This window comes from Vibrio qingdaonensis, from assembly GCF_026191675.1.
In the GTDB taxonomy this organism is placed as follows: Bacteria; Pseudomonadota; Gammaproteobacteria; order Enterobacterales; family Vibrionaceae; genus Vibrio; species Vibrio qingdaonensis.
The window spans coordinates 97,296-117,494 of the sequence record NZ_JAKRRY010000011.1 but is presented as its reverse complement, the minus strand read 5'-3'; the positions used below and the strand labels follow the sequence as shown (position 1 = coordinate 117,494).

General features: G+C 43.4%; 22 protein-coding genes. 10 read left to right on the top strand and 12 right to left on the bottom strand.

Going from position 1 to position 20,199, the window contains the following annotated elements; genetic code table 11:
* Positions 1-62: 62 nt before the first annotated feature.
* Complete coding sequence (locus tag MD535_RS10560) at positions 63-1,193, top strand: 1-acyl-sn-glycerol-3-phosphate acyltransferase (RefSeq protein ID WP_265674995.1); 1,131 nt, start codon at positions 63-65, stop codon at positions 1,191-1,193.
* Between the two features lie 216 nt (positions 1,194-1,409).
* Positions 1,410-1,568 carry a hypothetical protein gene (locus MD535_RS10555; protein WP_265674994.1) on the top strand — a complete coding sequence of 53 codons (159 nt, stop codon included), beginning with the start codon at positions 1,410-1,412 and terminating at the stop codon, positions 1,566-1,568.
* A 140-nt stretch (positions 1,569-1,708) separates the two neighbouring features.
* Here the strand turns inward: MD535_RS10555 and MD535_RS10550 are convergent, their stop codons facing one another.
* Entirely contained in the window at positions 1,709-3,073 is a 1,365-nt protein-coding gene (locus MD535_RS10550) for an MATE family efflux transporter (protein ID WP_265674993.1), read from the bottom strand.
* Between the two features lie 336 nt (positions 3,074-3,409).
* On the opposite strand from MD535_RS10550, the gene MD535_RS10545 reads away from it, so the two are divergent.
* Positions 3,410-3,811 (top strand): DUF4345 family protein, encoded by a 402-nt coding sequence (locus MD535_RS10545; protein ID WP_265674992.1) that lies wholly within the window; start codon positions 3,410-3,412, stop codon positions 3,809-3,811.
* Positions 3,812-3,941: 130 nt separating this feature from the next.
* Here MD535_RS10545 and MD535_RS10540 read toward each other — a convergent pair whose 3' ends face one another.
* Positions 3,942-4,100, bottom strand: a complete 159-nt coding sequence (locus MD535_RS10540) for a DUF3012 domain-containing protein (protein ID WP_265674991.1) — start codon at positions 4,098-4,100, stop codon at positions 3,942-3,944.
* A gap of 382 nt (positions 4,101-4,482) precedes the next feature.
* On the opposite strand from MD535_RS10540, the gene MD535_RS10535 reads away from it, so the two are divergent.
* Complete coding sequence (locus tag MD535_RS10535) at positions 4,483-5,004, top strand: hypothetical protein (RefSeq protein ID WP_265674990.1); 522 nt, start codon at positions 4,483-4,485, stop codon at positions 5,002-5,004.
* A gap of 210 nt (positions 5,005-5,214) precedes the next feature.
* Here MD535_RS10535 and artM read toward each other — a convergent pair whose 3' ends face one another.
* From artM to artP, 4 genes are all read right to left on the bottom strand, one after another.
* Positions 5,215-5,886: an arginine ABC transporter permease ArtM gene (gene artM, locus MD535_RS10530; RefSeq protein WP_265674989.1), complete on the bottom strand. Its 672-nt coding sequence runs from the start codon at positions 5,884-5,886 to the stop codon at positions 5,215-5,217.
* A complete protein-coding gene (gene artQ / locus MD535_RS10525; RefSeq protein ID WP_265674988.1) occupies positions 5,883-6,575 on the bottom strand; it encodes an arginine ABC transporter permease ArtQ in 693 nt (230 codons plus the stop codon). Before artQ ends, artM begins: the two co-directional genes overlap by 4 nt.
* 1 nt (position 6,576) lies before the next feature.
* Positions 6,577-7,308 carry an arginine ABC transporter substrate-binding protein gene (locus MD535_RS10520; RefSeq protein ID WP_265674987.1) on the bottom strand — a complete coding sequence of 244 codons (732 nt, stop codon included), beginning with the start codon at positions 7,306-7,308 and terminating at the stop codon, positions 6,577-6,579.
* A gap of 137 nt (positions 7,309-7,445) precedes the next feature.
* A complete protein-coding gene (gene artP, locus MD535_RS10515) occupies positions 7,446-8,174 on the bottom strand; it encodes an arginine ABC transporter ATP-binding protein ArtP (protein WP_265674986.1) in 729 nt (242 codons plus the stop codon).
* 313 nt (positions 8,175-8,487) lie between these two features.
* Here artP and MD535_RS10510 point away from each other — a divergent pair, with 313 nt between their 5' ends.
* Entirely contained in the window at positions 8,488-8,913 is a 426-nt protein-coding gene (locus MD535_RS10510) for a septal ring lytic transglycosylase RlpA family protein (protein ID WP_265674985.1), read from the top strand.
* Positions 8,914-9,092: 179 nt separating this feature from the next.
* On the opposite strand, the gene MD535_RS10505 is transcribed toward MD535_RS10510, so the two are convergent.
* Together MD535_RS10505 and MD535_RS10500 are read right to left on the bottom strand one after the other, a co-directional pair.
* Positions 9,093-9,956: an arginase family protein gene (locus MD535_RS10505; protein ID WP_265674984.1), complete on the bottom strand. Its 864-nt coding sequence runs from the start codon at positions 9,954-9,956 to the stop codon at positions 9,093-9,095.
* A 63-nt stretch (positions 9,957-10,019) separates the two neighbouring features.
* On the bottom strand, positions 10,020-10,754 hold the full coding sequence (locus MD535_RS10500; RefSeq protein ID WP_265674983.1) for an IclR family transcriptional regulator: 735 nt from the start codon (positions 10,752-10,754) through the stop codon (positions 10,020-10,022).
* A 223-nt stretch (positions 10,755-10,977) separates the two neighbouring features.
* On the opposite strand from MD535_RS10500, the gene MD535_RS10495 reads away from it, so the two are divergent.
* A complete protein-coding gene (locus MD535_RS10495; protein ID WP_265674982.1) occupies positions 10,978-11,496 on the top strand; it encodes a hypothetical protein in 519 nt (172 codons plus the stop codon).
* 104 nt (positions 11,497-11,600) lie between these two features.
* Here the strand turns inward: MD535_RS10495 and nfsA are convergent, their stop codons facing one another.
* The 3 genes from nfsA to MD535_RS10480 all read right to left on the bottom strand — a co-directional run bounded on the left by nfsA (position 11,601) and on the right by MD535_RS10480 (position 13,594).
* The gene (nfsA, locus tag MD535_RS10490; RefSeq protein ID WP_265674981.1) at positions 11,601-12,323 is read right to left on the bottom strand and encodes an oxygen-insensitive NADPH nitroreductase; all 723 of its coding nucleotides are present in this window, start codon (positions 12,321-12,323) and stop codon (positions 11,601-11,603) included.
* A 257-nt stretch (positions 12,324-12,580) separates the two neighbouring features.
* Positions 12,581-12,952: a thiamine-phosphate diphosphorylase gene (locus tag MD535_RS10485; protein ID WP_390902920.1), complete on the bottom strand. Its 372-nt coding sequence runs from the start codon at positions 12,950-12,952 to the stop codon at positions 12,581-12,583.
* 252 nt (positions 12,953-13,204) lie between these two features.
* A complete protein-coding gene (locus MD535_RS10480; protein WP_250616466.1) occupies positions 13,205-13,594 on the bottom strand; it encodes a hypothetical protein in 390 nt (129 codons plus the stop codon).
* Positions 13,595-13,770: 176 nt separating this feature from the next.
* Between MD535_RS10480 and MD535_RS10475 the strand changes: the two genes are divergently transcribed.
* The 3 genes from MD535_RS10475 (at position 13,771) to secF (ending at position 17,176) form a co-directional block, all read left to right on the top strand.
* Positions 13,771-14,313, top strand: a complete 543-nt coding sequence (locus tag MD535_RS10475) for a hypothetical protein (RefSeq protein ID WP_265674980.1) — start codon at positions 13,771-13,773, stop codon at positions 14,311-14,313.
* A 131-nt stretch (positions 14,314-14,444) separates the two neighbouring features.
* The gene (gene secD, locus MD535_RS10470) at positions 14,445-16,271 is read left to right on the top strand and encodes a protein translocase subunit SecD (protein ID WP_265674979.1); all 1,827 of its coding nucleotides are present in this window, start codon (positions 14,445-14,447) and stop codon (positions 16,269-16,271) included.
* 2 nt (positions 16,272-16,273) lie between these two features.
* Positions 16,274-17,176: a protein translocase subunit SecF gene (gene secF, locus MD535_RS10465; RefSeq protein WP_265675014.1), complete on the top strand. Its 903-nt coding sequence runs from the start codon at positions 16,274-16,276 to the stop codon at positions 17,174-17,176.
* Positions 17,177-17,279: 103 nt separating this feature from the next.
* Here secF and MD535_RS10460 read toward each other — a convergent pair whose 3' ends face one another.
* Positions 17,280-18,023, bottom strand: a complete 744-nt coding sequence (locus tag MD535_RS10460) for a type 2 periplasmic-binding domain-containing protein (RefSeq protein WP_265674978.1) — start codon at positions 18,021-18,023, stop codon at positions 17,280-17,282.
* A 499-nt stretch (positions 18,024-18,522) separates the two neighbouring features.
* Between MD535_RS10460 and MD535_RS10455 the strand changes: the two genes are divergently transcribed.
* The gene (locus tag MD535_RS10455; protein ID WP_265674977.1) at positions 18,523-20,157 is read left to right on the top strand and encodes an ABC transporter substrate-binding protein; all 1,635 of its coding nucleotides are present in this window, start codon (positions 18,523-18,525) and stop codon (positions 20,155-20,157) included.
* The last annotated feature ends 42 nt before the right edge of the window (positions 20,158-20,199 follow it).

Below are 20,199 nucleotides of genomic sequence, written 5' to 3'. Positions count from 1 at the left end.
ATAGCTGCGGTCTTTAGAGTCTCAGCGTAGAATAGTGCAGCTTTTAATTTGATGTAGCCATAATGACTAACAATACAGACCCATATATTGAGATTCGTCCGTACAACGACGAAGAGATCCCTGCTGCGCTCGATCGCTTGATCAATGACGCGGAATTCATCGACGCCATTCTACACCACCGTTTTTCTAATCATGCTCCTTGGTTTAAGGCATTGATGAGTCCTATTCTTAAAGTGTACTTAAAGTTTAAGTGGGCGAAATTTGATAGCGTCGAAGCGATTCAGATGGAGGTGAAAAAATACCTCACGAAAACCTTGAAGGCGACCACCGATGGCGTCACGTTCAAAGGCTTGGATAAACTAGATAAAAATACCGCTTATCTGTTTGTGTCTAACCACCGTGATATTGCGATGGATCCGGCTCTAGTGAACTATGGTTTGCATCAAAGTAAACACAGAACAGTGCGAATAGCTATTGGTGATAATCTGCTTAAGAAGCCATGTGCCACTGAACTTATGCGCTTAAATAAGAGCTTTATTGTTAAGCGCTCAGTGAAAGGGCCGCGTGAGATGATGAAGGCACTCGGAACGCTATCGTCATACATTAAACATTCTTTAGATACCGAGAACTCAATCTGGATCGCACAAAAGGAAGGTCGAGCTAAAGACGGCAATGACTTTACTGATCCAGCAATCCTTAAAATGTTCCATGTTGAAGGGCGTAAACAGAAAACGCCGTTTGCTGAATACATTCGCTCGCTACGAATTGTACCAGTGTCCATTTCTTATGAGAATGATCCGTGTGATACCGCGAAGGCCAATGAGCTGTTCGAGAAAGCAGAGCATGGCAGCTACGAAAAAGGTGAGTTTGAAGATATTGAAAGCATTGTTCAGGGCATTATTGGACGCAAAGGTCGCATTCAGGTTGTATTTGGCGATGTCATTGACCAAAACTTTGAGACGCCAGATGCATTAGCGGCTGAGATTGACCGTCAAATTCATGAAAACTACACCCTGTTCCCAATCAACATGTTGGCGGCTGGATGTGATGATGAGTCGATCACTCATAAAACGCGAGAGACGCTACAAAATAAATTGGATGCATTGCCAGAAGGTGCTCACGCTTACCTGATGGATAGCTACGCAAATCCGGTAAAAAATGTGATTAAAGAACGTGAAACTCAGTCTGCTTAAGACACTCTAAACCCAATGAGACAACGAACCGCTCTTAATGAGCGGTTTTTTTATGACTAATTTTCATGTCACCAAAAGGCTTATTAAGACAGAACTGCTGATATGCCTGAGTTGGTACTTTATTTTACGGTTTTCTTGCAAAATTGTTTGACGTGAATCACACTTTGAGTAGAATTCGCTTCAGCTGCAATACTACTACCGACGTAAGGGGATCTTATGAACTCAGCACTTCTTTCTATGCTTAATACCGACAAGGCGCAAGCGAAAGCGTCAAAATCATCAACCTCAACAAAAGCAGACATCGCGACAATCGCTTTAATGTATTTGGCGACGACCGCTGTGATCGCACTTCTTACGACGATTTGGGTTCAATAACCTTAGATACTAGAGCCTTAGCTACTAAAACCTTAGATACTAAAACTTTAAATAGTAGATATTAACATCATAATACTTCGTTCAGCCAAGCCAAGCGGCGCATTGGAAGCGGCAGGCTTTGGATGGACGGTGACGACCTGTTATCCTTTCTGTTCCGTTAGGTTATTTGCCCATTTGTTACCAAATACTCGCCACGCCGCAGGAAAGACTTTCACCATCTCTTCGGACACCATCATCAAAAGTACAATGGTGAATGGCCAATCAAATATAATCGCACCAAGCGCTGTCATCGGCACCGCCCACAACCACTGACAGACAAAATCCATATTCATACAGAATTTGCTATCGCCACCGCTACGAAGTACGCCAACAATCAGCGTAATATTAATTGTGCGCATTAGAATACTGAGTGCGATGACTGGGAAGCTAAGGGTCATTAGCGTAATCACGTCTGCGGATAATGCGCCATAAAGCGATAAGATGACCGTTTGCATGACGAATAATGTTAGTCCCAATATTGTACCAAGAGCAATAGCACAAAGTAGTGCCCATCTTGCGTACAAACGAGTAACCTCAAATAGGTTTGCACCCAAAGCGTTACCGATCATGATCGCGACTGCGCTAGCGAGACCATGAGCAGCCGATAATCCAAGAGATTCTAGTGGGGTGATGACCGCCATCGTCGCGAGCTCGGTTTCTCCCATCCGTCCCAAGATCAGGTGGAAAGTAAAGATACCTGCACACCAGATGAAGGTCCCGATGACGATGGGGTAGGTGATACGCGTAAAAGCAGCAACAAGTTCACGCTTTAGTGCCAATGTGAAATGGAGACGGTTCAAAATTAGTATTGGGTAGCGAACATAGATAGTGATCAATGCAATGGTCAAACGAATTCCTCTCGCCATCACAGTACCAATGCCTGCCCCTAGTAGTCCGAGCTGAGGAGCACCAAAGTGACCAAATATCAGCACATAGTTGAAAATGATATTTAGCCCAATCTCGACGATGGAAAAATACAGGTTAATTTTAGTCTGCCCGATGGAACGCAACGCGGTGTCAACCGATAGGGCGATACCGGAAAATAGCAATGTAATTCCAAGCAGTTGTACGTACTGTTGGGATAGTAATAGCGTCGCTTCAGAGGGATTAAAGAGGCTCGGCAACAAACTGGGAAAAAAGAAACAAACGACGAAGCAGCTAAAGGCGAAGAATTGCGCCACAATCGTACCGAGTGCAAAGTTGGTTTTAAATCCGTCGTTGTCTTCAGCGCCCCAATACTGCGCCAGTAAAATCCCCATCCCAGAGCTGAGCCCCCAGAGAAAAACAATAGAAACCCAAAATATTCGAGCACCGATCCCTGCAGCGGCCACTTCTTCTGTGCCAAGTTGGCTAATCATAAGGGTGTCAATGAACCCCAAACTACTAAAGAGTAAGCTTTGCAGCGCAATAGGAAGCCCAAGCACCGCTACTCTTTTGATAAAGGTCTGAAATGTAGGTGGTTTCATTGACTGTCCTTACCTGATAGCTGACTGTCCGTAAATAATACTAAGTGACTACGGTAACGGGTTTATCTAGTGAGCTCAATTTATTGCTGAGATAAGGTTTTGAACTGAATCGCATTTTATTATGTACTGATGACACCGAAATGATTTTGGCTACGTCTTAACATGACCGTGGGTAATGCACTGATCTTAGTCTGTGCAGGCGTAATGACTCTTTGATCCATCAATGAGTGTAGTGTGTTTTTGTTGGGAAAAGACAGCAGTCTCGCTATTTCGAGCTATCGGATTATAGGATCTGCATTACGCTTAGTGATGAGCATGTAACTAATGGGCGATGTTATGTTTCAAGCAAAACTAATGGTTTGGTTTACTATCATTGTATTTGTCATTTTTGGCGGACTATTTGTTGCTTCACCGAGCGTGATGTTTGAAAGGGTGACGGATGCAGAGATTACGTCGGCTTCCGGCAGGATTGACATCAGTGCAATGTATGGGGGCTTGTCGATTGCGATTGGGGTGATATTGGCAAAGCTGGTATTAAAGCATGATACGTTAAGAATGGCAGTGCTTGCTGCAACGTGGGTAGCTGGACTCATGGCGATCACACGAGGGCTGGCTATCGTAGTGGTGCAAAATCCTAATGAGACGATGTGGCTGTATTTTTCTACAGAGGTCGTTTTTACGATTTGGGGCATATTGATTTTGCGGAAGCTGCGCTCACGACGATTCTATTTTAAGTAATGTGTCTCTCGCAACAGAAAACAGTGATGAATACCGTATATGGCCTATGCGTGTGCTTTATATTCTTTAACAGAACTCAGACGATGTAGACTTTACGGAATGCCGCCTGAATTCTATGAGAGGGGAGGGATTATTTGAAAATGCAGTGCTTTGCGTAATCACTTGCTTCATTTGCAGTCCAGTCACCTTTTGGTTTTTCTTTCATGTCCTGACACCAAGCTTCACTTCCAACTTCCGTACAAGCCATCAGAGAGGAGGCAATGAATAATATAAGTGCGATTTTTTTCATGGTTACTTTCCTTGTGCGTAATCTAATGGCGCCATTTTATCGAAATAATCGCAATATTGTCACAGAAATTTGCGATTATCATTTACCCACAATACAGAATTAATGCTTATTTTTTACGTGGGATTGAGTCAACAATCACACGGCTCGCGTCACATTCTGCATGTCATCAGTCGTCTGGACACGAATGATTGATAGTATTTATGGAGTCTGGATTGTAATGAAGTATTTGAATTAATTGGTTTGGGGCATACAATATAGCGTGTTACAAATGGTAACGTCTTGTTTCGGCAGATAAAGACAATTGTCTACAAATTGAGACGAACTTAATGGCGCGTGTTCTATTAAAATAGCAGCTGAAACTAATTGAGATATGACGAAAACGATGAGTCAAACAATAAATAACATAATCAGTAAAATCACGAGGTGGGTCTTTGCCGCTGTGATGTGCGTGAGTACTGGCGCGTTCGCGGATGAGCTAACATCTGAAGCAGTACCGACAAAAACCGTTTCTTCAGAAAATGCTCAAGATAGTGACCCACTTAAAGGGAACTTTGATCTCACCTATGCTGGGTGGACAGAGCACCTGACATCGACAGGACGAAATCAAGACAACTATATTGTGGGTTTTAGATACAAACAATTTGAGGCGTTTACGCTGATTAATAGTTTTGATAATCGCTCATACATTGTTTCTTATCATCCTCAATATGATTGGAAATCTTGGGCTCGAGTTGGTTTGAGGCTTGGTGGGATTAGCGGCTATTCTAAAGAGGATAACAGCGTTCAGATTGGCGGAATAACACCCGTATTCGCCCCAACGATTACCCTTCACTATAGCCATTTTGGCTTTGAAACGGCGCTGTATACCGACGTATTGGTGTTTTCCCTTAAAGTAATGATTTAATGATTTTAGCGAATAAATAAACAAGCCGCCCCTTTGAGCAAATCAAATGGGGCGGCTTGTTTACATTATCGTTTGTTTATAATTACATTGTTGCTTGTTTATATTTAGATAGTAGCTTGTTTATATTTAGAGAGTAGCTTCTTTCATTTTTCACTGCGCTCCATTTCCCAACAGGGAAAGCTAGGCGACTTTTCGTTGATTCGATTACTGCTAACGACTGGATTCGAACGCCAGAGCTTGCCTTTCTACCTTTCTAAATAGCAGTGTGAGTAAGCCGTTGACGGCAAGATAGAATAATCCCGCGATACCAAATACCGTTAATGTGTCATAGGTTTGCGCATTAATACGCTGAGCGTAACCCATGATGTCCATAATGGTGATAGTGCTGGCAAGAGATGTGCCTTTAAAGACTAAGATTACTTCATTCGAATATGCAGGAACTGCACGACGAATAGCAAACGGCAGTAATACACCAAGCGTGGCCTTCATATCCATGCCTAATGCACGGCAAGCTTGCCATTGGCCATCAGGGATCGCACGAAAAGCGCCTTTGAACAACTGAGTGCTGTAAGCGGCAGTATTGAGCGCCAGTGCTAACATCGCACAGAACCATGGTTGGCTTAACCAGTGCCATGCCACGCTTTCTCTAATGACGTCAAACTGTCCAGGCCCGTAATAGACTAAGAAAATTTGAATAAGTAGCGGCGTGCCAGTGAAAACCGTAATGAGGCCTCGGCTCAACCAGTGTACTAATGGGGTACGTAAAATGAGGCTTAATGTCATCAGCAAGGCTAAAATGCAGCCAACCAATAATGAGGCAACGGTCAACTGTAAGCTGGTCACCAATCCTTCCAGCATTTGCCAAACGTGTTGTTGATTCATGCGGTGACTCCTTTCTTCGGTGCCGACATTTGTTGTACCGAAAACTTGCTGTCGATGCGTTTAACGGCTTGCTGAGTAAGCAGTGTAATTGCCAAGTATATTACAGCGGCAGTGGCGTACCAGGTAAAGGCTTCGTGCGTTGCAGCTGACGTCAGTTGCGCTTGTTTCATCAAATCAGTCACCCCAATTAATGACACCAGCGCCGTATCTTTTAATAACACCAGCCATTGGTTCGTAAGGCCGGGAAGCGCGTGTTTCACTGCTTGAGGTAAAACAATTTTGATAAATGTGCGCGAGCGACTCATACCGAGTGCTCGTGCTGCCTCGCGTTGTCCGCTAGGAACCGCTTTCAATGCGCCACGAATGGTTTGCGCTGCATAGGAGGCAAAGATCAACGACAGCGCAATCACACCAGAAAGAAACGGACTCACTTCAATAAAGTCGCCAGTAATAAGAAACAGGACTTGCGTCGAACCAAAGAAAATGAATAGCACCACCAATAACTCTGGCAGCCCACGAATGACCGTGACAATGGCGGTCGTAGGCCAAGATACTAGCTTCTTGCGTGACATCTCACCACCGGCGAAAACGATAGCAAGAACCAACCCAACCAACAGACTGACCAAGGCAAGTTGGATCGTAACCCAACTTGCTTGAAGGAGTGAAGAGGAGTAGCCCGTCAGTCCCATATTACTTACCAAAGTACTTGTCGAAGATAACTTGATATTCACCATTTTGTTTTACAGCGCTGAGCGCGGTATTCAATTGGTCAAGCAGCGCTTGGTTACCTTTGTTTACCGCAATACCAAAGCCATTACCAAAGTATTGTTGGTTAGTGATCTGTTCACCGACGTAAGTGAGCTTGTCGTTTTTATCGAACCATTCAGCAACCACGGCGGTATCGCCAAATACAGAATCGATACGACCGTTCTGCATATCGATAAAGGCATCTTGGTAACTCGCATAAGGTACGGCAGTCACACCGGTCATTTGTTCAAGTAGGTAGCTTTGATGCGTAGAGCCGTTTTGTACGCCGACACGTTTGCCTTCTAGTACCGCTTGGTTGGCGACTTTACCTTGTAGGGCTACAAATGCCGCTGAGTTATCGTAATAAGGCGTTGTGAAGCTAACTTGCTGTTGACGAGCTTCTGTAATATCGATACCAGAGATGGCGGCGTCGTAACGCTTAAATTTTAGAGCTGGAATTAGGCTATCAAAGGCTTGGTTGTGAAAACTGCATTTTGCGTCAATTTGCTTACAAAGCGCATTGGCTAAATCGACATCAAAGCCCTGAATTTGGTTGTTTTCATCGACGTACTCAAATGGTGCGTAAGTGGCTTCCATCGCGAATTTAATTTCTTGTTGAGCAACCGCGTTAGCAGATACAAGGCCGATGATTGATGCGAGTAGAATTTTCTTCATAATATTTCTCCAAGTGAGGTAAACCATGGTGGCATCCTCGTTGATATTTTTTCGCCATCCTAAGGACTACGCCGATCTCATCTCAATAGCGGTGGCGCTAATGAGTGGAGTGGTTACGTGATAGGTTGGCGAGTGAATTAGTGTGTTAAATACTCGGCAAAAGCTTGAGTTTTAGGCTGAGTGAAGGAAGCGTTAGTCCCGTGTTCAACAATTCTACCTTGCTCTAAATAAAGGACATGGCTGGCAATTTTTTTAGCAAAATCCACTTCATGAGTTACCACAACTTGGGTGATGCCAGTGCTGCTTAACTCTTTGATGATATTTACTATTTGCGTTGTGATTTCTGGGTCTAGTGCCGCAGTCGGTTCATCAAATAAAAGGACGTCAGGTTTCATCATTAGCGCTCTGGCAATCGCGACCCGTTGCTGTTGACCTCCAGAAAGTTGCAATGGCCAAGCATCGGCCTTATCTGCCAATTGCAATGTTGCTAATATTTTTAAAGCTTCACTCTTCGCTTCTTCTTTATTCATACCTGCGACTTTGACCGGCGCTTCAATCAAATTGTCTATGACTGACATGTGTGGCCACAAATTGTATTGCTGAAAGACCATGCCCACTTTTTTGCGCAGTGCTAAGCCCTGCTTTTCGGTAATGGTTGCAGCAAAGTCAAAGGTTTGCTCCGCGATGTCGAGGGTGCCGTTATTCGCGGTTTCCAACAAATTTAACACTCGGAGTAAAGAGCTTTTACCCGCACCGCTAGGGCCAAGCAATACCAGAGTTTCACCTTGTTCACAGGTAAAGCTGACATCATGGAGAACTTGTGTTTCACCATAGGATTTATTTACTTGCTTAACTTGAATTCTCATGCTGATTTACTGCATTAATAGTCACTAGGTATGTATACTACTCAAAATGATGTTTTATGCAATAAAAATGTATAAAAATTTCATTTGTTACTATTATGTTTCGATTTGTGATGATTTATTAGGCATGTCAACTGTGTTGTTGCGTATTATTTGAGCGCCTACGATAGGAGGTTGAAGGGGGCGCGTAGAAACGAGTCGAGTATCCAAATGGACAGAAGCAAAATCACGGACTACTGACACAGTATTGATGAACGTTGCAATATAACCATGAATACTTAAAGGACACATTTAAGGAAAGTGACATTGTAGGCACATGAAATCAATATCCCTGATATACACTCTATTAGCATTCACCGTACTCGCGGGCTGTTCATCCATTTCGACTAATGCGTCACCTAAAACACAAGAGTATGCACGGAAACATCAACTTACCGGGCTTGCCTCATGGTATGGCAGTCAGTTTCATGGCCGACTCACTGCCAGTGGAGAAAAGTACAATATGAGGGCACTGACTGCGGCTCATAAAACGCTCCCGTTTGGTACGGTTGTTAGAGTCATTAACACCAACAACAATAAGAGCGTTGATGTAAAAATCAACGACCGAGGACCGTATGTAAAAGGAAGAACTATCGATCTTTCTCAAAAAGCATTTGAGAAAGTAGGCAGTACAAAGCAAGGAGTGGTGCCCATCAGAATTGAGATTTTGGATGACAGTCGAACATTTAGATATAAGCACTAATAACTAATAACTAATAACTAATAACTAATAACTAATAATAATTAATGAGGCGTCGACAAAAAGTGGATGACGCTTAGCCATTAACGTCGCACGGCACAATATTTTTCCGTGTGGATCTTTTACTTTGCTAAAGGGGATAGAGCGCAAAGCTACTCCCCTTAAAGCAAGGCAGTAAATGGTTAGCGAGAAAAATAATAAAAGTGGCTCGCTTGCTCAACAATTAGCTGTGTTGACGCGGAGTATATGTGTTCTTCTTTGTTGCCAACGAGTTGGATCAAGGTGGTTTTGTTAGCGCTCATACATTGACGTAGGATTCTAAGAACCATAGATAGTTCGAGTTTTTGATTTTCTAACTTAGACATAGTCTTTGAGATAGAAGCTAGGTCGATGGTGATGACAACTTTATCGCAGTGGTGCAGAAAACGAGCGACTTGAGATTTAACCATGCCTTTATTTCGATAGTTGACTTCATTCAAGAGTGCCCAATCACACCCCATATCTTCGGCGTAATCCAACTGACTTTTGCTCGCAGAATTTGGATCAATCCCAATGTGGAACGCGCGGCATTCGTTGTGTCGATTTAGGGCAAAGTGGAGCATTGAGCCAGTTTTTACTTCTAATGTTTGATCCATTAAAAAATCAGCATTGATGTTGATGATGCCAAGTTGTTCCGAGTCAATAATTAGACTCGGTAGAAGGTTGAGAAGTGTTTCATGGCAGTTGGTAATCACCATCGGCGTAGCACCGTGTGAAAGGTGCTCAACGAGTTGAGAATTTAGTGCACAATTCGCATATGGACTTTCGAAGTAAGGTCGTTCAGCAGAGTAAACAGAAAGTAGCGGGAAGTGACCTACATTTCTCATAGAGTGAGAATGACTTTGATCGCTTAGCCAGTCATAGGCCGTTTCTAACAGCGATTCAGCGTCTTCAAATTCTACGTTACTTATCGGTTTGATTGATTCACAAACGGTAAAAATAGGCAGTTTGTGTTCAATGGTTGGATGATAACGGTTTTTCCATAATTGCTTGAAGACGCTTAACATAGTCAATACCTGCGAGAGAGTAAATAACCTTACGAGAGATTAAATCACCCAAAATGTAGTGGTTTACCTTTCTGGTGGTAGTGCTCGGGCCGCTTGTAATACGTGTAATATGAATCGATCCTTATTGGCCTCGACTCGATACGCAGGAGCCATGATAGAGACTGCTCCTAGTAACTTGCTTCCTTTCATAACAGGGGCACTAATACCAGTTACGCCAGGGTCAAACTCTGATGTGCTGACAGCAAACCCTTGATGTCGAATAAGTGTTAATTCCGCCATCCATCGGTCGATATTGTCTTCTTCACCGAAATAACGAAGAATCTTTTCACAACGCATTTCTGGTAAAAATGCGAGCATAACCTTAGATGAAGCACCACGTAACAAAGGTTGACTTTGGCCACGAACATAACTGCAGCGAATGGCCTGTGCACTTTCTTGTAGGCTAACGCACAATGCACGATAGCCGACGGGCACCATGTATGCTGCCATTTCTCCGGTCTGTTTTTGCAAGCGACTCAGAATGCTCTCAATCGCCTCAGAATTATGAGGGTTGGATTGATAGCTGTGCATGAGCATCAATGCCGCAGGGCCAACAATCAGGGTTTTGTCTTGTGTGCTTTCTTCTATTAAATTCCACTCCTTTAGCAATTTAATGTGGCGATACAAACTGCTTAGCGGCACACCCATTTGCATACTGAGTGTCTTAGCTGACACAGGTATTTCTGAAAGCGCAACTTGCATCAGAAGCTGAAGAGGCTTCTCATTAACTTGATTGGTGGATCGCTGCGTGTTGTCCATATTGGTTATCTACTTTTCAGGTCGTATGCGCAATTTATATTCCTATACAGTAAGAAAGGGAATATAAATTCGCGGGTAGTTTCTTATTGAGTGAAAAAAATGACCAAATCCTTTGAAACTTTGTGGTTTCGTCAGGCTTTTGTTAAAGGTGGTCGATTACTTTGACCCCGAGGCATGGGTTGCCTACAGTGCGGTCCACTTTCCGATAAACGTAATAAAATGAATGAACAGAGCACGTAGTAATATGATTTTCGGTGTTGCACTTATTGCAGCCGTGACCTTTTCTGCCTTTGCAAAAGACACGGAAGGGAAGCTTTCAGTGTTAGGGGGCGTGTCTTTTCTCAATTCAACAAAGGCTTACTCTTTGGGTGTATATCAACTAAATGGACAAGGGAAATGGGGTCTTGGTGGCGGCATTGAAGCGGGTCGAATCGAGGAAAATCCGGATGGTGGGTACTATACGCAATCTGATTTTTATGCGGCTAGGGTTGTGCTCACTTACGGTGTGACCGATCAGATATATATTGCGCCGAATTTGGGTGTGATTCATTCAACATTAGACAGAAGTTACTTTTATGCCGGACGTGACCATGTTGATCACCATACTTACACAGGTGTCACGCCAGGGGTTGATTTCATCGTTGAAAATGAAGGGTGGACAGGCAGTGTCGGCGTCAGCCAATTGCCACTTGTTGATCGTTCTGAAACGGCGTTTAATTTTAAAGTGGGTTGGTCGTTTTAACGGTATTGTGTGATTCAAGCTCGAACGTAAAGTAGACACTATAACGAAACGCGGCGTGGTTCGTTATAGGTGAATACTTTACGTGCTTTGAACAAGCGGTGTGATTACCGTTTAGTCAGTCCTTTGCTGTTTAAGTAAGGGAGCATATGTGGTCGAGATTCTCCAGAGAGTTTGCTGGTTGTCTGTTGGGACCACGTTGCTTGTTTTTGATTACTGGAGCGATGAGCGTAGTAATGCTGCATCGATTCATCGTAGACGTCGATGTCGGCCATGTTTAAAGCTTGGTATTGGTTTTCATGCACAATGACATGAGGTGGTAAACGTGGCTTTACGTCTGGATCTTGATCTGGATATCCTAGACACATACCAAATAATACCGCAGTTCCTTGAGGGAGATTGAGTAGCTCGTCTACCTGTTGTGCGTTATTGCGTAGACCACCGATATATACGCCGCCTAATCCTAGAGACTCAGCGGCCAGTAAACAGTTTTGTGCCATAATTCCCGCATCTACCGCACCGATTAATGTTAATTCAGTGAAATCAGCCTGTACGTTGGAGTTGATAGCCATATGGCGTTGGTAATCAACACAGAACACTAAAAACTCAGCAGCAGAGGCTACGTAAGCTTGCCCTCCGGCGTATTCAGCTAAAAGACTTCGCTTCTTATTATCCGTCACTCGTATGACGGAAACGACTTGCAGTAAGCTTGAAGACGATGCCGCTAGACCTGCTTGTACAATCATGTCTCGTTGTTCGGCACTTATTGGCTGTGGCGTGAATTGACGAATGGAGCGGTGGCCTAACATGGTGGCGATAGTTTGGTTCATGATGCACATCATCCTTGTGAGTGGGAGTTATACAACAAACTAGCTTATCGCTCTTTTCTTGTAGGGTAAATGATGGACATCGCAGATGGTGAAGACGGAGTGGTTATCAAGAATTGGGTGATCGCAAGCTATCAGGCAAGGGTTACTCGTAGATTCTGAATAATGGCGGTCTTTGCTAAATGAAGAATTTACAATGAGACAGGGGTAAGAGCGTTAGCTTGTGTAACGCTCTTAATTAATTTGGGGCGCTTATTCCATTATAGGCAGATTGCGATAATACAGGCAGTAGTAAGTGCAATCACTGCATACCAAATATATTGCGTAGTTTGGTTAGCGACGTTGTTTCTAATGTAGGTGATCTCTTCTGTAGCAAACGTAACGAACTCACTATGGCTAAGTGATAGTTCATGATGCGCTTCTTTAACATCTTGCTGTAATTTGCCAAAGACGGTGTTAATGAAGGTTTTTGCTTCTTCTAGTGGCGCAGGTGCAAACGCTAAACTATCCCAAATGGCCATTCGAGATTTGAACTCGTTGTCACTTACACAGTTTAACTTAAGCAAATCATGCTCACGTTTAATGCGTTCTTTATTCATTTTATCGGAACATAAATTTTTAAATGCATTCACGACAATTACTCCAAACGATGCATATCAGTTTAAAAGAAAGGACGCTTTTCGCCCGCTCTTAACTTGCAGCGCATACTAGTTGATGTTTCCAAGAGACATCAACTAGCGAATTTTGTCACCACGATAGATATTCATTGTGTTGGTTTGCATGTTTGATAATTAGGGTGTTTTATGTGTGGCTGGTGGTATCTGATGCAATATTAATTCGTAGCTTCAGGGTTAATGATGCGCCCCCTTTGAGTGTTTAACATATTAAGATGTTGGGTTTTGTACATCACTGGCTAAATCTTGAACGCATTGTTTAAGTCGCTGTAATCCGCTAATTTCACCACATTCAATATGCTCAATGGGTGCATAACCGTTGAAACGGTTGGTATTACTGCGAACATTAATAAAGTTATTGATGAAGTGCGAGTTGTCAAACGCGGTACGTAAATAGCCATCTATTTCAACAATTATGTGGATTCTCTCCATCGTTGAGGGGGTAACTGCAACCGTAGCTGGCGTAATTTTCAGGCGGGCATGTTGGGCGGGAGAAAGCTCTAATATTGCTTCTGTTTGGATATTTGAGGCACCCCAGCCATCAAGAATGGTGAGGGCGTATTTCACTAATGTAAGTCGTTCATTTTGCGACAGTTCCATTATTCACCTGCAATTAAGAGCCTGAATTATTCAGCGCCTCTGTATTTACTATAGTGGTCAGTTTTTGTTCCCTCAAGATGACAGGGGCTAATTGCAGTGATGAATTTAGTATTTTTTATTTGTGTTTGTACTCAGATGGGCGAATAATGGCGGCGTAAATTCATTGAGGTTAAGCTGTGTCGAAGTCCTTGTTGTCGTTTGTGCTTTCATTTTGTGTCGTAGTTCTTACGTCCTTTGGAGTCACTGCGTCTGAAAAATTAACAGAGGCTCCGAATACGGACTATGCTGCCACTTCCTTTGAATTTAACAGTCGCTCTGTAGCAACAGAGCCTAGCATATCTTCTGACATGGGTTCAGATGTTGTCTCAGGGCAGGGTACATCGTCATTTACGCCGGATGTTATTCCGATCCCTCACCGTAATCAGACGTCGTCTCAACCTGCTCACCCGATGTCCACGCATTCTGATGATAATCGAATTAAAGCGATTTTATCGAACCTTCGTTGGATCAGTAACGGCAACGAACCCCATGAGTTTGAATCGGCAAATTTTGGCGTCGTCACAGAAGTTGGCGATGCTTATTGCTGCTTCAAGGTCGGCTTAATTACAGATATTCCCCTCTCATTTGCTCATTATTACTTCCATATCAGTGATCACCGTGTCAGTGGTTGGAAAGACAGTAATACCTTCTATGTTGCCCTGAATGGGCAGTACGCATAACGCTTCTAAATTAACTAATAACAATGTGCGGATAACAAAATAATAGAGGGTTCACGATGCGTGAATGGTCTGATTTTTTCTCCGCTCCAAAGGTCAATTTTTAATTATCAGCTCAGTGCTGAGGAAGAATTATGCGTGTAAAAAATAAACCACTAAAGCGCTTGAACCACTATTCCAAATGGAAATATTTGGTCCTTATTACCACGTGTTTGCTGTTAGCGTTAAGTGCCTTGCCATCTTGGTATGGTGAGAAGCCCGCCATTGAGCTGAAGTTTACGGATAGCAGCAGCCAGTTCGACACTCCATTCAAAATTAGCAGTTTACTGGATGCTCAAGGTGTTAAAGCCGAATCGATAGCGCTGACAGGCAACAAAGCGACGCTAGTTTTTAATGATGAAGCGGATCAAACTAAAGCCAGGAATACCCTCAATGACGTAATCGGCAAAGGTGATAGCCTTTCTTATTCCTACACGTCGATTGCGCCAGCATGGCTAAAAGAGATGGGTTTTGCTCCAATAAAGCTAGGTCTTGACTTGCGTGGTGGTGTTCAATTTTTGCTGAATGTGGATGTTGACCAAGCGATTTCTGAGCAGCGCGATGCCGTTATCGATGAAGTCAAGCAAGCACTGCGCGAGCAACGAATATTTGGTGTCACGGTTAGCCCTAAAAATAGTAATGGCATGTTAGTGCGCACCAAAGATAAAGCTGACGAAGTCTCCGTACGTCAGTTCATCAATAGCCAATACCCTGAGTGGCTAGCTAAAGGCGACAGTGAAGGACTCTCTATTACTCTGCGTGAGCAAAATAGTAGTGAGTTTCTTAACCTCACAATGCAGCAGAACCTAAAAATTATGCGTCAACGTATTGAGGAATTAGGGATTACTGAAGCATTAGTGCAGCGCCAAGGTGAATCGGGTATTCGCATTGAATTGCCGGGTGTGCAAGATCCTTCCATGGCCAAGCGGGTTATCGGCGCGACGGCGAGCTTAGCATTTTATGAAGTCAAAACGCCGGGTGGTGAAGCGGTTTCCACACTGAGAGTAAAAGACGAGCAAGGCAGCATGGTTGTTCTTGTGAAAAAGCCAGTCCTCACTGGTGAGCATATCGTCAACGCCAGAGTTGGCTTTGACCAAATGCATCGTCCGGAAGTAGATATTTCCCTCGATCACATGGGTGGAAAAATGATGAGTGATTTTTCTGCCACTCACATTGGTAAACCTATGGCAACGGTGTATCGCGAATATGGTGTGAATGCTCGTGGAGAAACCCAAAGAAGCGAGAAAGTTATCAGTGTGGCGACCATTCAGTCTCAGCTTGGTAGCCAGTTTAGAATTACCGGATCTGGTGATTTAGAAGAAGCACAGCAGCTTGCACTATTGCTACGTGCAGGCTCATTGACAGCACCAGTCACAATAGTTGAAGAGCGTACCATCGGTGCGTCTCTCGGTGCTGAAAACATTCAAAATGGCTTTGCTGCGCTGGCGCTAGGTCTTGGGCTAACGCTAACATTCATGGCGCTGTGGTACCGACGTTTAGGTTGGGTTGCAAATGTGGCATTAATGCTCAACATGAGCTGTTTGTTAGGGCTAATTGCATTGGTTCCTGGTGCGGTATTAACCTTGCCGGGTATTGCTGGTTTAGTACTTACTGTGGGTATGGCAGTGGATACCAACGTGCTCATTTTTGAAAGAATACGTGACAAACTCGCCGAGGGGAGAAGCTTTGCTCAGGCTATTGACCAAGGTTTTAATTCAGCCGTTGCCACTATCCTAGATGCCAACATCACCACGATGATTACTGCGGTTATCTTGTACTCAATGGGTAATGGTCCAATTCAGGGCTTTGCTTTGACGCTAGGTCTAGGTCTATTGACCAGTATGTTTACCGGTATTTTTGTTTCTCGCGCCATCATCAATCTTGTGTGGGGCAAAGATGCTCGCAGAGAAGTAAGGGTATAATGATGAAAAATTATCTAACCACTCATATTCGTTCAATTCGTTATTTCACTAACCTACTGTCAATTGCTCTAGTGGTGTTATCCATCATTGTGGTTGGTGTCAAAGGCCTGAATTTGGGCTTAGATTTTACTGGTGGCGTTGTTTCGGAAGTCCAGCTAGCGCAATCAACGACTCAAACTGAGTTACGCGAGACATTAAGCCCGGTACTCGGTGAGGGTATTTCTGTCACTAAGTCCGGTGATGAAGGTCGCTGGACCATTCGTTACTCGGCTGACCGTGGTGATGCGGTGCACCAAGAGTTTAAACAAGTACTCGCGAAGGCATATCCTGATTCAAGTATTGTGAGCGATAGCATCGTTGGCGCGCAAGTTGGTCAAGATCTCTACGATCAAGGGGGATTGGCGCTGTTGGTATCATTGCTGAGTATTCTAGGGTACCTGAGCTTCCGCTTTGAATGGCGCCTAGCGAGTGGTGCACTGGCGGCGTTATTGCATGATGTGGTGTTAGTCTTAGGCTTCTTTGCCCTGACTCAAATGGAGTTTAATCTTACGGTCTTCGCTGCCATTTTAGCGATATTAGGCTATTCACTGAATGACTCGATCATCATTGCCGATAGAATTCGTGAAATTCTGAAGTTCAAACCTCACGAAGAGACCGCGTTAGTCAGTGATCAAGCGGTATTAGGGACGTTTGCCCGCACGATGGTGACATCGGGTACCACGCTAATGACGGTAGGAGCACTTTGGTTCTTAGGCGGTGACGCACTACAAGGGTTTGCCACCGCCATGTTCATCGGCATCTTCTCAGGTACATGGTCCTCCATTTCAATGGGAACGGTGTTACCAGAATGGCTCAAGCTGGAAGGGAAACATTACCAACCTGTTGAGATTGATTCTGCGCCGTAAGCATTCTTATTGGGAGAAACCGGCAGTGTATATGGAGGCGACGTAGTGTCGCCTCTTTTTGTTGTTTTCTGGTATTACAATGTTAACTAATTTTTTGTTCGCACTAGATAAATGGGTTGTGTAGCGGTAGTGCCTCGCGCTTATCTAACGCCAACTCGTTCTCAATATCACCAAAGTATTCTTGATATAATGCTTCAAATTCCCCCGTTCTTTCCAATACTTGAAGACCGTGTTCGACTCGCTTAGCAAGGTCAGGACGATTGGCGTTGACGTAGAAAACGAGTGGGAAGGGGTAGAGGATCATTTTGTCTTTTAGGAGGATGATGCTCTTTTTGTCATCGACACGTTGCTGATAAATATCTAGCGCCTCATTGGCACCAAAGCAGACGAAATCACAACTCTTATCGGATAACAGGGTAAAGAGGCCATCAAAGTTGCCTTTTTCGACAACATTGAAACCGTTGTGCCGAAATAACTCTGCGTCTACCCAGGTCTCAGGTATACCAACTTTTAACTGTTTAATGGATTGGATGGAGCGAAAACGAGCTTGGTCATCAGCTCGAATGAATAGGATTCGCTGGCCGAGCAACGCTTTCGTTAACGATCGATTGATCTCTATAAATGGCTTCCCAGAAAATTTCTGATTCCCCTTAACCGTGACTAAAATATCAACCCCTGTCTGGAATATATTACCTTCATCATCCGCGTTGGGATAATCACTACAGTCATCAAAGAGTAAAGTGTCATCTACTGATCGCGAAGTAGTCAGGAGTATTTTTTGAAGTAGGCTACGCTCAAAATCCTGACGCGGCTTAGATTTATTTCCGTTCCAAAAGTGAATCGTCATAGTGCCTCCTGATGTAAGCGTTTTCAAAATTATGCCACAAACTCCACACTCAAACAGTAGTGTCACTATGAATAATGAGAAATTAAGGAATGATTTATACCATAACCTTATGTTTTTAAAGTTTATATTAGGCGGCGTTACCATATTGAAAGAAGGCGTTAGTAATATTGAACAATAAAAGCGCTTTCATAAAGTTAGAGCGGTCACACTTCTGTATATTAGTGATTAACTGAGTTAATGTGGTTCAACCTATTGATATTTAAGCTTTTATTTTTTAAATTCTATATGTTTAACTCATGTATTTATAGTTAAGGTGTTGATTCTACTAGTTTTACCTTTGTGTGATCTGTTCGAGGTTTATTGTTTAACCCTTTGTTATCCGAGGCGGCATTGAATAGTATCTCTAAAAGAAAGCGCTTTCTTTTTATGTGTTAACCCCCCTATATGACGAGAAATTTGAAGACCGCGCTTATTCACTCTAAAAGAAAAGGATTCAGAGATGCAAAAAACAACTCTCATCGCCTCAGTATTATGTGGAGCTTTAATGGCTGCTGGCGCGCAAGCGGAAGAGATTAAACAGGGCGGGACGTTGACCGTTCCAATCATCAATACGGGGTTTGTTGACAATTTCAATCCATATACAACAAAAGATCTCTATCACGGTGTGATGTTTGAACCTTTAATGGTTTTTAATAATATGACGGGTGAAACGAACTGGCGATTGGCAGAGTCTGCAGATTATTCTAATGATCTTAAAACCATCACCGTCAAACTGCGTGATGGCTTAAAATGGTCAGATGGTAGCCCACTGACTGCGGAAGATGTGGCGTTTAGTTTCACGATGACTAAAACAGCGCCAGCTTTTGACCAAAAGGGTATTTGGTCAGGTGGAAACCTTGCTTCGGTGAATGTAATTGATGACCGTACCGTGACATTCGAACTTAATGAAGCCGACTCAACATTTTTGTGGAACTTCCCTTCATACCATATTGTTCCAAAAGCAGTATGGAGTCAGGCAAAAGACTTAACGACATTTACTAACCCGAATCCAATTGGTAGCGGTCCAATGACAACGGTGAAGTATGTTAAGCCTCAACAAGTTGAGCTATGCCGAAACCCTAATTATTACCTCGCAAATTTACCTCATCTAGATTGCATTACGTACCGTTCATACAACGACAACTCTCAAATTCAACCAGCATTGATCAAAGGTGAGATTGATTGGGGTTCAAACTTTATTGCTGATATTGAAACGACCTTTGTCGCTCAAAACCCAAGCGAGCATCACTTTTGGTATCCGGCGAATGACGCTATCCATTTGTATGTGAATACCAAAGAAGAACCGTTTAACGACATACGTGTACGCCAAGCGTTATCCATGGCATTGGATCGTGAAGCGATTGTAGACATTGCCGCTTACGGCTACCCAACTGCCAACTTTAACGTCGGTGGTATTGGGGAGCTCTATATGAGCAGCATCGATAAGCGCGTAAATGATAAATTCTCTGAACTTACTCGATATGACGTTGATAAAGCGAAGGCTTTACTCGACGAAGCGGGGATTAAAGACCGCAACGGTGATGGCTTTAGAGACGATAAATCTGGTAACACGGTTGAGTTTGATATTGAAGTGGTCAACGGTTGGACGGACTGGATTCAAGTGGTTCAGATGGTGTCTGAGTATTATGAAGAAGTTGGTATTAAAGCCAAGGTTAAAACCGTCGATTGGGCCGTTTATGACAGCAACCTAAAAGACAGTAATTACAAAATGTCTATTAACTGGTCGATGGTCGCAACCAATCCAATCTTAGCTTATCAAGAGTATTTTTCGACCTCTCGCATCGGTAAAACTTGGCATGCTGGACACGGTGTAAACAGTGCTGAAATCGATCAGTTAATTGAAAGTTTCGGCAAAACTGGCGATAAAGCGAAGCAACAAGCCATCCTTTCGGAGCTGCAAGCATTTACAGCAGAGAATTTGCCATTTATTCCGCTATTTTCAAACCCTACTTGGTTCCAATACAACTCAACAAAAATTGTTGGCTGGCCAAGCGAGAAAAATCCGTATATCCAGCCAGTCTGGTACGACGGTGGCAAGCGCGTAATTATTCTTAATAATTTACATCTTAAGTAACTGACATCATTGGGGCTATCACTTTGCTAGCCCCTTTTATAA

Excerpts from the sequence above, each read along its gene's own strand:
- secD (WP_265674979.1), top strand. The coding sequence starts at position 14,445 with ATGCGTGTAAAAAATAAACCACTAAAGCGCTTGAACCACTATTCCAAA.
- artP (WP_265674986.1), bottom strand. The coding sequence starts at position 8,174 with ATGAGAATTCAAGTTAAGCAAGTAAATAAATCCTATGGTGAAACACAA.
- artQ (WP_265674988.1), bottom strand. The coding sequence starts at position 6,575 with ATGGGACTGACGGGCTACTCCTCTTCACTCCTTCAAGCAAGTTGGGTT.
- MD535_RS10550 (WP_265674993.1), bottom strand. The coding sequence starts at position 3,073 with ATGAAACCACCTACATTTCAGACCTTTATCAAAAGAGTAGCGGTGCTT.
- MD535_RS10495 (WP_265674982.1), top strand. The coding sequence starts at position 10,978 with ATGAACAGAGCACGTAGTAATATGATTTTCGGTGTTGCACTTATTGCA.
- MD535_RS10540 (WP_265674991.1), bottom strand. The coding sequence starts at position 4,100 with ATGAAAAAAATCGCACTTATATTATTCATTGCCTCCTCTCTGATGGCT.
- artM (WP_265674989.1), bottom strand. The coding sequence starts at position 5,886 with ATGAATCAACAACACGTTTGGCAAATGCTGGAAGGATTGGTGACCAGC.
- MD535_RS10520 (WP_265674987.1), bottom strand. The coding sequence starts at position 7,308 with ATGAAGAAAATTCTACTCGCATCAATCATCGGCCTTGTATCTGCTAAC.
- MD535_RS10500 (WP_265674983.1), bottom strand. The coding sequence starts at position 10,754 with ATGGACAACACGCAGCGATCCACCAATCAAGTTAATGAGAAGCCTCTT.
- nfsA (WP_265674981.1), bottom strand. The coding sequence starts at position 12,323 with ATGAACCAAACTATCGCCACCATGTTAGGCCACCGCTCCATTCGTCAA.
- MD535_RS10535 (WP_265674990.1), top strand. The coding sequence starts at position 4,483 with ATGAGTCAAACAATAAATAACATAATCAGTAAAATCACGAGGTGGGTC.
- MD535_RS10505 (WP_265674984.1), bottom strand. The coding sequence starts at position 9,956 with ATGTTAAGCGTCTTCAAGCAATTATGGAAAAACCGTTATCATCCAACC.
- MD535_RS10460 (WP_265674978.1), bottom strand. The coding sequence starts at position 18,023 with ATGACGATTCACTTTTGGAACGGAAATAAATCTAAGCCGCGTCAGGAT.
- MD535_RS10480 (WP_250616466.1), bottom strand. The coding sequence starts at position 13,594 with ATGGAACTGTCGCAAAATGAACGACTTACATTAGTGAAATACGCCCTC.
- MD535_RS10455 (WP_265674977.1), top strand. The coding sequence starts at position 18,523 with ATGCAAAAAACAACTCTCATCGCCTCAGTATTATGTGGAGCTTTAATG.
- secF (WP_265675014.1), top strand. The coding sequence starts at position 16,274 with ATGAAAAATTATCTAACCACTCATATTCGTTCAATTCGTTATTTCACT.
- MD535_RS10545 (WP_265674992.1), top strand. The coding sequence starts at position 3,410 with ATGTTTCAAGCAAAACTAATGGTTTGGTTTACTATCATTGTATTTGTC.
- MD535_RS10560 (WP_265674995.1), top strand. The coding sequence starts at position 63 with ATGACTAACAATACAGACCCATATATTGAGATTCGTCCGTACAACGAC.
- MD535_RS10510 (WP_265674985.1), top strand. The coding sequence starts at position 8,488 with ATGAAATCAATATCCCTGATATACACTCTATTAGCATTCACCGTACTC.
- MD535_RS10555 (WP_265674994.1), top strand. The coding sequence starts at position 1,410 with ATGAACTCAGCACTTCTTTCTATGCTTAATACCGACAAGGCGCAAGCG.